At 47.4% G+C, this 14,017-nt stretch carries 12 protein-coding genes; 6 read left to right on the top strand and 6 right to left on the bottom strand.

Going from position 1 to position 14,017, the window contains the following annotated elements:
• Positions 1-18: 18 nt before the first annotated feature.
• Positions 19-603 (bottom strand): RdgB/HAM1 family non-canonical purine NTP pyrophosphatase, encoded by a 585-nt coding sequence (gene rdgB, locus AB6805_RS26685; protein WP_370912485.1) that lies wholly within the window; start codon positions 601-603, stop codon positions 19-21.
• Positions 604-620: 17 nt separating this feature from the next.
• The gene (locus AB6805_RS26680) at positions 621-1,118 is read right to left on the bottom strand and encodes a hypothetical protein (protein ID WP_370912484.1); all 498 of its coding nucleotides are present in this window, start codon (positions 1,116-1,118) and stop codon (positions 621-623) included.
• A gap of 132 nt (positions 1,119-1,250) precedes the next feature.
• Between AB6805_RS26680 and AB6805_RS26675 the strand changes: the two genes are divergently transcribed.
• The 3 genes from AB6805_RS26675 to rpsG all read left to right on the top strand — a co-directional run bounded on the left by AB6805_RS26675 (position 1,251) and on the right by rpsG (position 3,516).
• On the top strand, positions 1,251-2,351 hold the full coding sequence (locus tag AB6805_RS26675; protein ID WP_370912483.1) for a branched-chain amino acid aminotransferase: 1,101 nt from the start codon (positions 1,251-1,253) through the stop codon (positions 2,349-2,351).
• A gap of 287 nt (positions 2,352-2,638) precedes the next feature.
• Positions 2,639-3,019 (top strand): 30S ribosomal protein S12, encoded by a 381-nt coding sequence (gene rpsL, locus AB6805_RS26670; protein ID WP_012789278.1) that lies wholly within the window; start codon positions 2,639-2,641, stop codon positions 3,017-3,019.
• 29 nt (positions 3,020-3,048) lie between these two features.
• A complete protein-coding gene (gene rpsG / locus AB6805_RS26665) occupies positions 3,049-3,516 on the top strand; it encodes a 30S ribosomal protein S7 (RefSeq protein ID WP_079470783.1) in 468 nt (155 codons plus the stop codon).
• Between the two features lie 266 nt (positions 3,517-3,782).
• Here the strand turns inward: rpsG and AB6805_RS26660 are convergent, their stop codons facing one another.
• Genes AB6805_RS26660 through AB6805_RS26645 form a run of 4 tightly spaced genes read right to left on the bottom strand, consistent with a single transcriptional unit; the run spans position 3,783 to position 9,241 of the window.
• Positions 3,783-7,046, bottom strand: coding sequence for a hypothetical protein (locus AB6805_RS26660; RefSeq protein WP_370912482.1), 3,264 nt, complete (start codon positions 7,044-7,046; stop codon positions 3,783-3,785).
• Between the two features lie 32 nt (positions 7,047-7,078).
• A complete protein-coding gene (locus tag AB6805_RS26655; protein WP_370912481.1) occupies positions 7,079-7,498 on the bottom strand; it encodes a hypothetical protein in 420 nt (139 codons plus the stop codon).
• A 22-nt stretch (positions 7,499-7,520) separates the two neighbouring features.
• Positions 7,521-8,702 carry a type IX secretion system outer membrane channel protein PorV gene (gene porV / locus AB6805_RS26650; protein WP_370912480.1) on the bottom strand — a complete coding sequence of 394 codons (1,182 nt, stop codon included), beginning with the start codon at positions 8,700-8,702 and terminating at the stop codon, positions 7,521-7,523.
• A 32-nt stretch (positions 8,703-8,734) separates the two neighbouring features.
• On the bottom strand, positions 8,735-9,241 hold the full coding sequence (locus tag AB6805_RS26645; protein WP_370912479.1) for a T9SS type A sorting domain-containing protein: 507 nt from the start codon (positions 9,239-9,241) through the stop codon (positions 8,735-8,737).
• Between the two features lie 470 nt (positions 9,242-9,711).
• Here AB6805_RS26645 and fusA point away from each other — a divergent pair, with 470 nt between their 5' ends.
• From fusA to AB6805_RS26630, 3 genes are all read left to right on the top strand, one after another.
• The gene (fusA, locus tag AB6805_RS26640; protein ID WP_370912478.1) at positions 9,712-11,856 is read left to right on the top strand and encodes an elongation factor G; all 2,145 of its coding nucleotides are present in this window, start codon (positions 9,712-9,714) and stop codon (positions 11,854-11,856) included.
• A 349-nt stretch (positions 11,857-12,205) separates the two neighbouring features.
• Positions 12,206-12,931 carry a glycosyltransferase gene (locus AB6805_RS26635; RefSeq protein ID WP_370912477.1) on the top strand — a complete coding sequence of 242 codons (726 nt, stop codon included), beginning with the start codon at positions 12,206-12,208 and terminating at the stop codon, positions 12,929-12,931.
• 6 nt (positions 12,932-12,937) lie between these two features.
• Positions 12,938-13,714, top strand: a complete 777-nt coding sequence (locus AB6805_RS26630; RefSeq protein ID WP_370912476.1) for a polysaccharide deacetylase family protein — start codon at positions 12,938-12,940, stop codon at positions 13,712-13,714.
• Positions 13,715-14,017: the final 303 nt, after the last annotated feature.

Raw genomic sequence — 14,017 nt, 5'->3', positions numbered from 1 at the left:
TTTACTTTTTAGGAGATGCTAAACGTTTGCTGTTTGTTTCAGGAAGGCCACAAATTTCTCAAAGGCCCGGGCCCGGTGGCTATACTTGTTCTTTTCCGTGAGATCCATTTCTGCAAAGGCGCGTGTTTCACCTTCCGGAACAAAAATCGGATCGTAGCCAAATCCCTTTTCCCCTTTCACAGCGGTGGTGATATGACCTTTGCTCACTCCCTCAAACTGGTGTTCCTTACCATCCAGTATCAGGGAAATAACGGTGCGGAACTGCGCACTGCGGTCGCTTTGGCCTTCCAGTTCCCGTAATACTTTAGCGATGTTGTCGGCGGCCTCTTTCTGTTCCCCGGCGTAGCGGGCAGATAAAACGCCCGGCGCACCGTTGAGCGCCGTTATTTCCAGGCCGGTGTCTTCAGCGAAACAGTTTTCACCGGTCATGCGGTGAATGGTGACCGACTTTTCGGTAGCATTGGCTTCAAGCGTATCATGTGGCTCCGGAATGTCTATATCAATACCGGCTTCCAGCAGGGTAACGATCTCAAACTGGTTTCCCAGCAACGACCGGAACTCTTTTACTTTGTTTGGGTTATTGGTGGCGAATATCAATTTCATATGATTGGAAAAGAAGTTTAAATGCCTAATAATTGTTTTAACCCGGCCCATAGCCTGGCCTTCAGTACTTTATCGCTGCCTATCAGGGATAGCTCATCGGAAAACAACAAGGTGGTACCGTTTACAGTCACCAGCTGATATGGTGGTATATCATTTAACCCAAGTTGTTCCGGTGCAATCCCAAATACAACGCTCCGTTCTATCTTCACTGCCGCCTGCCAGTCGGGGAACGTCAGGGAAGGGTAGTGGATTACGTTAATCAGTGATACATCCTGCATCCCCAGTTTACAGGCATTTAATATATTAGTAAGGAGGTTGAATAATTCTTCGTTTAAATACGCTTCGTTTTCGTTTTGTATGAAGAGCGCAATGTTTTTTTGATTTTCTCCTAAATATTTGACTTTGGGCGTCACTTTTTCTACGGCCTCAGCCGGCATGCTTTTCCCGGGAATGATTGGCTGGGTAAAGATTTTAGCCAGAAAGTACGGGTCAAGTTGGGTTTGCTCAAGCGACATGTTTATTATCGTTTAGTTTAATATGAAAACCCCCTCTGGGGAAAAATCAGTTTATTTGCACTGCCGGTTCCACCAGGGCTCCGGTGGCACAGCGATTAAAATGTAAAAATATTGAGATAAAATTGATTAACCATGATGGTAGATAAATCAACAGTTAAGGAAGAGGCACTTCAGAAGATTAAAGTCACCAAAACTACGCACAGCAGGCTCAGTGAGGTTGATTTCAACAACCTGGCATTTGGTAAAATGTACGCCGACCATATGCTGGTGGCCGATTTTGATGGTAAAGAATGGAAAAATGCGGAGATACTGCCCTTCCAGAACCTGTCTGTAAGTCCTTCCAATGCTGCCTGGCATTACGGGCAGGCCATTTTTGAAGGCATCAAGGCTTATAAAGATCCCGAAGGTCATCCCATGATCTTCAGGCCATATGATAACTATAAACGTTTTAATACCTCCGCAGAAAGAATGGGCATGCCCCAGGTACCCGAGTGGTTGTTTGTAGGCGGATTGGATTTACTGATAGACCTGGACCGCAACTGGGTACCCACCGGTGAAGGCTGTTCCCTCTACCTGCGTCCCTTTATGATTGCGGCAGATGAATTTATCGGCGTCCGCCCGTCCGATACCTATAAGTTTGCCATCATCAACTCACCTTCCGGCCCTTATTTTAATAAGCCCATCAAATTACTGGTGCAGGATAAGTATGTACGCGCCTTCCCCGGTGGCGTTGGTTACGCCAAAGCTGCCGGCAATTATGGCGGTACCATGTACCCCACCATGCAGGCAAGGAAACAGGGCTACGACCAAATCCTCTGGGTGGATGGCTACGAACATAAATACCTGCAGGAATGCGGTACCATGAACGTTTTTGCGATTATCGGCAATACCGCCATCACGCCCGACCTTACCCAGGGCACCATCCTGGAAGGCGTTACCCGCGCCAGTGTAATGGACGTGCTGGCAGATATGGGACTTAAAATTGAAGAAAGGCCTATCTCTATCGATGAAGTGGTAACTGCCTATAATAATGGTACCCTCCGCGAAGTATTTGGTACCGGCACCGCCTCCAGCGTGGCTTATGTAGAACAGCTTGATTACCTCGATACGAAGATCAAACTGGATACTACCAAATATGAAGTAGGAGCGGAAGTAATCCAGCGGCTCGATGATATCCGCACCGGCCGCACCACCGATATCCGGCACTGGAATTACATAATAGACAAGAAATAAGCGTTTTATATATTATTATAGAGATAAGAATAGGGCCGATAAAAAGGCCCCATTTTTTTATGGTAGTTTCTAACGGATATCATACCTTTGCAATCCGGTTTTTGGTAATCCTGAGCTGCTACCAGAATAATAAGACCTTCCCTGTTTACCCGGGAGATCATTCCGGCAAAAATATTTTCGAAACAATTTTGTTATTCACACATATAGTTTTACCTTTGCCGTCCCAAAATCCCTATGTGGGGAATTTGGATGTCATTGTAAACCGACATAAAAAAACTAGGTAAAGAATGCCTACTATACAACAATTAGTAAGAAAAGGAAGAGAAATTATCCGGGCTAAGTCTAAGTCCAGGGCATTAGATAGCTGCCCTCAGCGTCGTGGCGTTTGTACTCGTGTATACACTACCACGCCTAAGAAACCGAACTCCGCTCTGCGTAAAGTAGCGAAAGTGCGTTTAACCAACAAAGTTGAGGTGATTGCCTATATCCCTGGTGAAGGTCACAACTTGCAGGAGCACTCCATCGTACTGATCCGTGGTGGAAGGGTAAAAGATTTACCAGGTGTTCGTTACCACATCGTTCGCGGTTCCCTGGATACTGCAGGTGTGAAAGACAGAAAGCAGAGCCGTTCCAAATATGGTACTAAAAAGGAAAAGGCTAAAAAATAATAATTATAAATAGTCGTAATTTTCAATAAATGAGAAAGCAAGCTGCAAAGAAATTGCCTCTGGCTCCGGATCCTCGGTTCAATGACAAGCTGGTAACCCGCTTTGTTAATAACGTAATGGAACAAGGAAAAAAGAGCATTGCCTATAAAATTTTCTACGATGCTGTGGATAAGGTAAGCACGATGACCGGTGAAAACGGTTACGAGGTTTGGAGAAAAGCATTGGCCAACGTTACTCCGGGTGTAGAAGTTAGAAGCCGCCGTATCGGTGGTGCTACCTTCCAGATTCCTGCGGAAGTTCGTCCTGACAGAAAGATATCCCTGAGCATCAAATGGTTAGTACGCTTCGCCGGCGAAAGAAACGGTAAAAGCATGGCTGACAAGCTCGCGAATGAAATCGTAGCAGCAAGCAAAGGTGAAGGCGCAGCGTTCAAGAAGAAAGAAGATACTCACCGTATGGCAGAAGCGAACAAAGCTTTCTCTCACTTCAGAATCTAGTTATAGCCGTCACAGGCAACTCAATATATTTGGCAAACAGTTCCTTTTGGAGCTGTTTGCCTTTTTGTGTTGATAAAGGAAAGATAACCTCCGCTTCCATCTCCCTTAATCCAAAGAAAATCCAAAAAGTAAAAATCCAGCTAATCAGTATAATCAGCGTAATCCTGAGAAAGACAAAATCCGCGAAAGACAATTTAAGTGGCCGAAGGCCACAAACAAAAAGGCGGACATCCGCAGATGCCCGCCTTTCGCTATTTCGGAATCACTTATTTTACACTCACCAGCACATTGATCTTACCTTCTGCACCGCTGAATTCCTGCAGCGCCTTGCCAAGTACCTGACCTGGCTTTACTTTATCAATATCCGCCTTCATCGCATAACCAGCCTTGCTGGAAGTAACCAGCAGGTCGCCCCGGCGAATAGCGCCATTCTCATTGCAAACTTTCGTAGGTATTACACCTATCACCCCCATGGGCACTTCACCATCTAAATTGGCGTCAATATCCTTTTCGGTTAATAACAAACCCGGCTTAGTGGCAAATACTCCGGCTACCAGGGTGGAATAGGGTTCGGATGACTTTTCCACCATCCGGTCGGTATGCGTGGAAATCACCAGTACATCACCGGCTTCATAAGTATTGCGTTCGCCTGATACGGCAAATGATTCCGCCACATCCGCTCCACTGGCCTGCGTACCGCCATTGAAGAAACCACGTCCGGCCTTATTGATGCGGGCAACATTTGCACTGGCGCTCTGGAAAACAGCTAAATTGCCGGAAGGACCGGTATGGTTGATTAACAAACCGGTGCCGGTACCGGCATTACTGATTAATACTACTTCCCGGGAATTAGCGGCATTAAAGTTGGAAAAGCGTCCACCACGGCCGGTACCGAAATTAGGTACCCATCCATAAACACCGTTTCCGGTGCCATCACAGCTTCCCTCCACACCATTACCATTTTTGCCGGCATTAGCGGTAATGCCATTACCACTGCCTTCGGTAATCGCCACAATAGCCGGCGCATTTCCCGAAGGGTTCGATGCATAAAACAGCCCCCCAAAACCACCGGTACCAGACGATAATCCGAAAATGCCTGCTGTACCAAAATTGGAAAACTGGGAGTTTACTTCTCCTTTTACGGCCGGAGAGGTGCCCGTTACTTTGTCCACCTTGAAGTTGCCGGCAATGCCATTACCTACCGTTGTAACAGTAACCGCATCGCTGGTATTGGATTCATTAAAGATATTAAACCTGCCTGCCCTGCCGGTGGCAAAGGTGGGTACCCAGGCATACAAGGCATTTCCGCCGCCGTCTATATTGGTTTCTACCCCATTGCCGTTTTTGCTCGCATTGGCGGTAATGGCATTACCATTTCCATCCGTTATAGCTACCAGTGCAGCACCGTTTCCTGCAGCATTGGAAGCATGGAACAACCCCGCAAATCCACCAGTACCGGAAGAAACACCAAACAAAGCAGCCGCTCCGAAGTTGCCAAAAATAGTTTTTACCTCACCCCTTACTGCGGCGCCCACACTATTGGTATTGTCTACCAGGAAGGAAGAAGCATTACCCTGTGTGTTATCCGGGATATTACCGTTACCATTGGTCGCTACTTCCAACACATTTCCGGTAGTATTGGTGGCATTGAAATTCTCAAAACGTCCGGCTCTTCCGGTACTGTTGTTTAAACCTACCTGGCCTAATACGCCTATTGCCGTGCCTGAAGTGTTGGTCGAAATAAAACCGCGTACACCATATCCACCACCGTCATTCCGTCCAACTACGGCCCCCGCAATGTCACTGGTGGTCCGTCCAACTACGGCCTCTCCGGCTCCGTTGTTATCGCCTATAACACCAGCTGAGGTTTGCGCACTTGTAATACCATGAATGGCAAAACCGGCGCCGGTACTGCTACGTACGCCTGCCCCGTTACCGCTGGAAGTTACATTCACCACAGTACCATTTCCAAGGCTGCTGGCATTTAAAGCATTATTGTTATTGGCATTATTGAAGATGGCAATACTGGCGGCTATACCGTTGTTACTGGTAGCTGTTAAGCCGGTACCGGTATTACTGTTTCCATAGAGGCCGGTTCCACCGGCGCTGCTATTACCATATACACCAAGCCCGTTCGGCGTTACACCGTACACACCCCAGCCCGAACCAGCCTGGGAACCCCATACACCTATACCCAAACCACCGGTGCCGTTATTGATACCTCTTACCGCGCTGGAAAATCCACCAGGGGAAGTAGAGAAAACAATGCCTCTCACAGCTGCAATGCTGCTGGTCGCGGTATTGTTAACCCCTTCCAGCGACGTGCCGTCTCCATCATTCGTAATACTGAAAAGCGTAGCGGCATTGTTTTCTGTGGCTACAAACGGCAGTGTAAGACCACCTCCCGGAGGTGCGCCCGCTAACCATTGCGCACCATCAAATTTGAGGATTTGTCCTGCTGCCGGCGCTACATTACTTACCGGTTTACCCTGTAAGGCCTGTACAACCGGATTGGGGTAAGTACCGGAAAGATCTCCGCCAGCAGGACCGTTAGGAGGCAGGGTAGTTGGGATCACACCCGGGGCAATCTTCGCCAGTGTCACCTTTCCATTCCCGATAAGAGGATTCGGATAAGTACCTGAAAGATCGCCACCCGCGGCTACACCGTTAATATCACCGGCAGGACCGATTGGTCCCACAGGACCTGCAGGACCCATCGGGCCAACTGGTCCGGGTGCGCCGGGTACGCCCTGAATACCTTGCGGACCAGCTACGCCGGGATCACCTTTCGGTCCGGTAGCACCGGCGGGTCCAATCGGTCCAACCGGACCGGCTACACCCGGATCACCTTTCGCCCCCTGTGGTCCGACGGCGCCAGCAGGACCAATAGGTCCAATTGGTCCAACTGGTCCGGCCACACCCGGATCACCTTTCGCACCCTGTGGTCCGGTAGCACCGGCTGGTCCTATTGGTCCTATTGGGCCCACAGGACCGGCAACACCGGGATCTCCCTTAACGCCGGCAGGTCCCACGGGACCAACTGGTCCTATCGGCCCTACAGGGCCAACTACACCGGGATCGCCTTTAGGACCGGCTGGTCCTGTTGCCCCGGCCGGACCAGGAGTGCCATTGGCTGCAAATAACGCATACGGTACGCTCATTAACTGGGAAGTACCCAATTCACTGAAGTTGCCGCCGTTTATAGATACTTCTACTTTTAAAAATTGATTGGCATTCGCCCAGGGAACACCGCTGTACGTGCCTGTTAAGGGAGTTCCTTTACCAATCTGTAAAGTGAATAATCCCAGGGTATTGGTGGTAGTACTATGTGTTTCCTGGTATTGTACAGGTCCTGCTGCGGAACCTCCCAAAATAGAAAAACGCACCGTTAAGGATTGGTTGCTGAGTACTGTCCCATTTGTATTGCGGGCTACCGCCTGGTAATTGGTTCCGGTTAATCCGCTTTGAGCCCATACAATATGAAATGATACCGTCAACAGGAGAAAGGTCAGGTAACATATCTTTTTCATAATAATCATTTTTGTGATAGTTTACGATGCGCTTAATTCTTTTTGGGTGATGATCCGCCATCCTGGTTAGGTGTAGGAACAATTTTAGGAGCCTGGGTATCCGGTTTTGCAGTTGCTGCACTGTCAGAAGGAAGCGGCCTGCTTTTAGCGGCCCGCAGTTGTGGAACAGCATTGCTGCGTGGCGCCTGGTAGTTGGTGAAAAGACGCGATTTGCTGTCTTTAGACACGGCAGCACGGTCAGCAGGAGGTATAGCTGACCGCTGGTTCAGGTCAGCAAGATCTTTCTGAAAAGTAGGGAAAAGCATGTCCTTCACTCTTCCGGTACTACCGCCGGTGTTATCTGGTTTTACAGATTCCTGTGCAAAAACACCGGGCATGAATCCGGCAAACAAAAGAAATGCAAGTATGATCAGTGATTTCATATTATTGGGTGTTATAAATTCGCTTTTCATGTTGGATATTTTAGTAGATGAATTACGGTTGTTGAATGGCTTCATCCCGCGTTCCGCCAATGTTGTACACCAGCGAAAACTTCAGGGTCCTTTTCTGAATCAGGCTTTCTCCGGTAGGAAGCTGATAGGCGATATCCAGCGCAAGGTTTGATACACGTACGCCCAGTCCCGCAGAAAAATGCTGCCGGTAGCCTTTATTCGGATGTTCATAGAAATACCCTGCACGTACAAAAAATGCCTGCCTGTAGGCATATTCAATACCGGAGCCAATAGTGAATTCCCTTAATTCTTCATGGAAGCCGCCGGGGGCATCGCCGAAGGAAGAGAACATAGCGTCTACTATGCCCCGGTCAGGATCTTTTCCTTTCAGGATCTGGCTGGTTTCTATTCCGTTGGAATCGAGGGCATACAGCGGTGGGGTAGGTACCAGTAGCTTGTTGATGTCTACCGAAAGGGTAAACTCGTGTTCGTGGGTATGCACAAACGTATAGCCGCCACCGATACGGAGGTTCATCGGCAGAAAACTTTTCCGGTTGTTATCGTCTGAGTATTGCAGCTTTGTTCCGATGTTGGTAATACTTACGCCAAAGCAGTAGCGGTTACCGAAATCCAGTTTATCCACACTGTTCTGGTAATAATAAGCGATGTCGCCGGCCACGGCTGATGCGGGTTTCTGCTGAATATTATTGTAAGAACCTTGTCCCAGCTGGCTGCGAACGTACCGGATGCTGAGTGCCAGCGAGGTGTGGTTTCCCAGCTTCCTGGCATAGGCGCCGTCTATCGCAAATTCTTTGGGATTATAGTCCTGGAGTACCGTGCCGTTATCATCCCGGAAAGTAACGGAGCCATAGTTGAAGTACTTCATGGAAAGTCCTACTCCTTCCGATCCGTTCCATGTTTTATAGCCGGATACATAAGCCATATTTGACTTATTATTATTCAGTTCCCACATCCAGGGGGAGTAGTTGGCGCTCAGGCCCCAGTCGCCCGCAAACACTATTTTCGCAGCGTTTGAAAACAGGGAGTTGGCGTCGGGCGATAGGCCGATAGCTGCATCCCCGGTACCGCTGCTCCTGGCGTCGGGGTTTACCAGCAGGAAGCTGGCGCCGATATTCGGAGGCTTCTGGGTTGCTTTTTGTGCCGACAGCCGCATACTGATTGTCAGTATACCTGCAAGAAGTACAATTGTATAACCGTATTTCATGGTGTCATCTGTTAAAGGGTGATTGTGTAGTGTTATTGCACAATGAGTTTCTCGAAGAATACATTTCCGCTTACGTTCAGCATCACGGTGTAAATACCTGCGGCAAAATGGTTCACAGGCAATACCACCGTGCTTTTACCCGGACCCATTTCCAGGAATTGGTGATGTATCACCTGACCGGCGGGGTTAATCAGTTCGATCGTTACACTGACTTTCGACAGCAGGTCAAATACAATTCTGGTATTGGTAATTGCAGGATTGGGGAACAGTAGGTAGCTCTTTACCGGGTTTACGCCGGGCGTCAGCTTTGAAAAATCTTCGGGTTGCTGGAATCCCTGCGTGAGCAACACCCTGCCATCTGTAACAGGTAAAATAATGGGCTCTCCTACGGTATACTGGAACTGGATGTTCTGGATGACAGCGGAACCACCTGTGACGGCAACTACCTGTCGTTTAAGTGCTACCTGGGCGGAGGACGAAATACAGGCACACATCAGCAGCAACAGTGCGTGAGTGCATCTGAGTACAATTGTTCTCATATTATGTATGGTTATAAGTAAATAAGTGTTCGGGAACCGCTACAGCGCCGGGACAGGAAAGGGTACAATAGTAAATAAGGTATCAGCCTGTTATACAAGCGCGTTGAGTAACTTTTATTTCATGTTGTTTTTCATTTTTAGGGAAATCGATATTTCAATTCTACTTTTGGACTGTTTTACTAGCATTCTTCTTCAGTGGGTATATCCTTTTTATAACTTACTACGAATATGACAGAATTATGGCACCCGGAAAATGCTAATTTAACGTTTGGTTGAATTTCATATACAAGTGGTTGCTACCATCTAAAAACTGGTTTTCGGGGAACTATTTATCGTTATTAAATTTAATGTGAATAACGCCCGCGCTTGTTAAAAAGAAATAACAATTTGGAAAAGAAGGTCATTTTATTTATTGTCAAAAATAAGTTACCTTTGCCCCCCAAATTGCATTATTTAGTCACTTTAATATTATGGCAGACTTAAAATTTCAAAGGAACTTTGGTATTGCGGCGCACATCGATGCGGGTAAAACCACTACCACAGAACGTATCCTGTATTATACAGGTAAATCCCACAAAATTGGAGAAGTGCACGAGGGTGCTGCTACAATGGACTGGATGGCACAGGAGCAGGAGAGAGGTATTACCATCACATCTGCGGCAACCACTTGTTTCTGGAATTTTCCAACCTTACAAGGTAAAGCCTTACCTGATACCAAACAATATAAATTCAATATCATCGATACCCCGGGTCACGTGGACTTTACCGTAGAGGTAGAACGTTCCCTCCGTGTACTGGATGGTCTGGTGGCATTGTTCTGCGCTGTATCCGGTGTTGAACCTCAGTCTGAAACCGTTTGGCGCCAGGCTAACCGCTACCGTGTACCACGTATCGGTTTCGTTAATAAAATGGACCGTTCCGGCGCTGACTTCCTGAACGTGGTTAAACAGGTTAAAGAAATGCTGGGCGCTAACCCGGTACCTTTAACATTACCAATCGGAGCTGAAGACAGCTTCAAAGGTGTGGTAGATCTGATTACCATGAAAGGTATTATCTGGGACGAAGAAGGTAAAGGTGCTACTTACCAGGAAATTCCTATTCCGGAAGACATGGTTGCTGAAGCAGAAGAGTGGAGAGCTAAACTCGTGGAAGCAGTTGCTGAATACGATGACAAACTGATGGAGAAATTCTTCGAAGATCCGAATTCAATTTCTGAAGACGAGATCCACGAAGCTATCCGTAAAGCTACTATCGATATCGCTATCATCCCGATGATGTGCGGTTCCTCTTTCAAAAACAAAGGCGTTCAGAAAATGCTGGATGCGGTTTGCCGTTACCTGCCTTCTCCAATGGACGTTGAAGCGGTTAAAGGTACCAACCCTGACACCGGTGAAGAAGTTGAACGTAAACCAGATGCTAAAGCTCCGCTGTCTGCACTGGCTTTCAAAATCGCAACCGATCCTTTCGTAGGTCGTCTGGCGTTCTTCCGGGTTTACTCCGGTCACCTGGATGCGGGTTCTTATGTACTCAATACCCGTACCGGCAAAAACGAACGTATCAGCCGTATCATGCAGATGCACGCTAACAAGCAGAACCCGATCGATTTCATCGAAGCTGGTGATATCGGTGCTGCTGTTGGTTTTAAAGATATTAAAACCGGTGATACCCTGTGTGATGAAAAATCACCGATTATCCTGGAATCAATGACTTTCCCTGAACCGGTTATCCACATCGCTATCGAGCCTAAAACTCAGGCAGACGTTGATAAAATGGGTCTGGCTATCTCTAAACTGGTAGAAGAAGATCCTACCCTGAGAGCTAAAACTGACGAAGAAACCGGTCAGACTATCCTCTCTGGTATGGGTGAGCTTCACCTCGAAATCATCGTTGACCGTATGCGTCGCGAATTCAAGGTAGAAGTTAACCAGGGTGCGCCGCAAGTTGCTTACAAAGAAGCACTGACTACCAAAGTTGAACACCGCGAGGTATTCAAGAAACAAACCGGTGGTCGTGGTAAGTTCGCGGATATCCAGATCGAAATCGGACCTGCAGACGCAGAATGGCTGAAAGAAAATGAAGGTAAATCCTTCCAGTTCATCAATGATATCTTTGGTGGTTCCATCCCTAAAGAATTCATCCCTGCGGTTCAGAAAGGTTTCGAACAATCCCTCAACCAGGGTGTACTCGCTAACTTCCCGCTGGTGAACCTGAGAGTTCGTCTGTTCGACGGATCTTACCACCAGGTGGATTCTGATGCGATGTCATTTGAATTGTGCGCTAAATCCGCTTTCCGTGAAGCTGCCCGTAAAGCTAAACCAGTATTGCTGGAGCCAATCATGAAAGTAGAAGTACTTACTCCGGATCAATACATGGGTGATGTTACAGGTGATTTGAACCGTCGTCGTGGTATGCTGGAAGGTATGGACTCCAAAAACGGTGTTCAGGTAATCAAAGCTAAAGTGCCACTGAGCGAAATGTTCGGTTACGTAACTCAGCTGCGTTCCCTGTCTTCCGGTCGTGCAAGCTCTATCATGGAATTCTCCCACTATGCTCCTGCTCCGAATAACGTAGCGGAAGAAGTGGTAGCTAAAGTGAAAGGCAAAGTAAACGCTTAATCATAGTTTCTTTTATACCGGAAAGGTTGTTCTGCCAAAGCGGAACAACCTTTCTGCTTTTATAGCACTAACTGACATGAACATGCTATTGCCATGACAAGAATATTCGATATTTTACAATAACGATAACCTACAACTGCAATTTACTTTTTGCTAACTGCCAGGGTCCTGTTTTACAGGACCTTTTTTATTATTTAACCCCCCGGTGATAGGGGGAGGTTTCTCTTTCGACGTCATAGGTATAGCATATAAACCATCTCAACCGGTATTATTTACTGATAGCCTTTGAATTATGTCATCAGCGTTATTACAAGCACCTCCTACAACTGTGGTACATACCTCGGGGGAAATGGTTACGTTAACTCCCGGTCTGGATTTGATTCTGCCCTGCTGGAACCCGTCGGGCCCCTGGGTGGAATCACTTATCAGGCATTACCACGAAATAACCAACCTCATGGGAACCGCGCCCGTTCAGCTCATCCTGGTGAACGACGGCTCTGTAAAAAACTTTACCCGGCAGCATATCAGCTGGCTGGAGGCAGCTATCCCGGACATCATTATCATCAGCTATTCCCGTAACCGCGGTAAAGGATACGCAGTGAGGGAAGGCGTAAAGCGCTCACAACACACTTTCCAGGTGTATACCGACCTCGATTTCCCCTTTGGCGTATCAGCGGTAAAAGAAGCCTACGATCGTCTAATGCAGGGCCTGGATGTGGTAGCGGGAGAAAGGGGAGAAGCCTATCTCCGTGAGTTACCCCGCAAACGCCGTATAATTACCCGCATCAGCCGCCTGTTGAACCGGGTAGTGCTGGACCTCAAAGTAGAAGACGCACAGGCCGGTTTAAAGGGCTTTAATGCCTATGGAAAGAATGTCCTGCTCTCCACCCGCATCAATGGCTTCCTGTACGACAGCGAATTTTTATACCACGCAGGCAAACGTTCCCATCTCAAAATTGGCGCAGTCGCAGTATCTTGCCGGCCGGGCATCCAGTTTTCATCTTTCAGGGTGAAACTTTTAATGAAAGAAATGATGAATTATTGCAGGATTGTTTTCGGCTCATCGGCTGCTTAAATTTTTATGGAACAAAGAAACAGGATACTGATTAGTGTGGACGTGGAGGAATTTGATATCCCCGAAGAATTCGGCCAGCAGGTAACCCTCCAGGAGAAACTGGAAGTTTCCAGGAGCGGGTTGCTGGCCACACTGGCTTTATTTGACAAATACAATGTACGCGCTACGTTTTTCGTTACCGCTTATTGGGCACAACATTATCCTGAACTGATCAGGCAAATAGCAATAAAGCATGAAATAGCCTCTCATGCCTATTATCATAGCTCTTTTACAGAAGCGGACCTGGAAAGTTCCCGCCTGGCGCTGCAGGAAATCAGCAGTCAGCCGGTACAGGGGTTTCGCATGCCCCGCCTCCGTAAAGTAAATATGCAGGCGCTGAAAGCGGCCGGCTACCTGTACGATGCCTCGGTGAACCCCACCTGGCTTCCCGGAAGATACAATAACCGGCATCTGCCGAGAACCGTGTTCAAAGACCAGGATACCTGGATCATTCCGTCTTCTGTATCCCCTTTTCTCAGGTATCCCCTGTTCTGGCTGAGTGTGAAAAATATGCCCCTGTGGGTAACCCGGCATTTCAGTAAAAGAATTTTGAAGAAGGACTCCTACCTTTCTTTTTACTTCCATCCCTGGGAGTTGAGCGACATCAACGCGTATGAATTACCTGGCTATATCAGGCGCGTATCCGGTAAAAGAATGCAGCAAAAGATGGATTTATTCCTTGATTTCCTGCAACAAAACGGAACTTTCTGTACGCATGCCGATCTGCTGAAAGGTATGTCCTGACTGGCTATGGCTGGATGATCTCCCTTTTCTTTTCTATTGATTCAGGTTTTTATACAACAACATTTAAGTTCTGGATGTTATAGTAATAATGAATCGAATAAGTATAATATCTGAAGGGATCTGATAAGGTGTTTTTTAGATTTTTTTTGAAAGATGCGCACATATTAGACTCATTTTCAGTAGTTTTGTGCTACAATACGTATTGTTAACTGTGATGATGTTTGTTTGACGAGGTAAGACTACTCCCCATTATCCCCTGCCTTTATTTTTTTACGGCTGATCAGCAGCTTTAGTTGCAAACGG

This window comes from Chitinophaga sp. RCC_12 (genome assembly GCF_041360695.1).
Classification (GTDB): Bacteria; Bacteroidota; Bacteroidia; order Chitinophagales; family Chitinophagaceae; genus Chitinophaga.
Note: the sequence above shows the minus strand (reverse complement) of the source record. Positions and strands in the feature narration are given on the sequence as shown.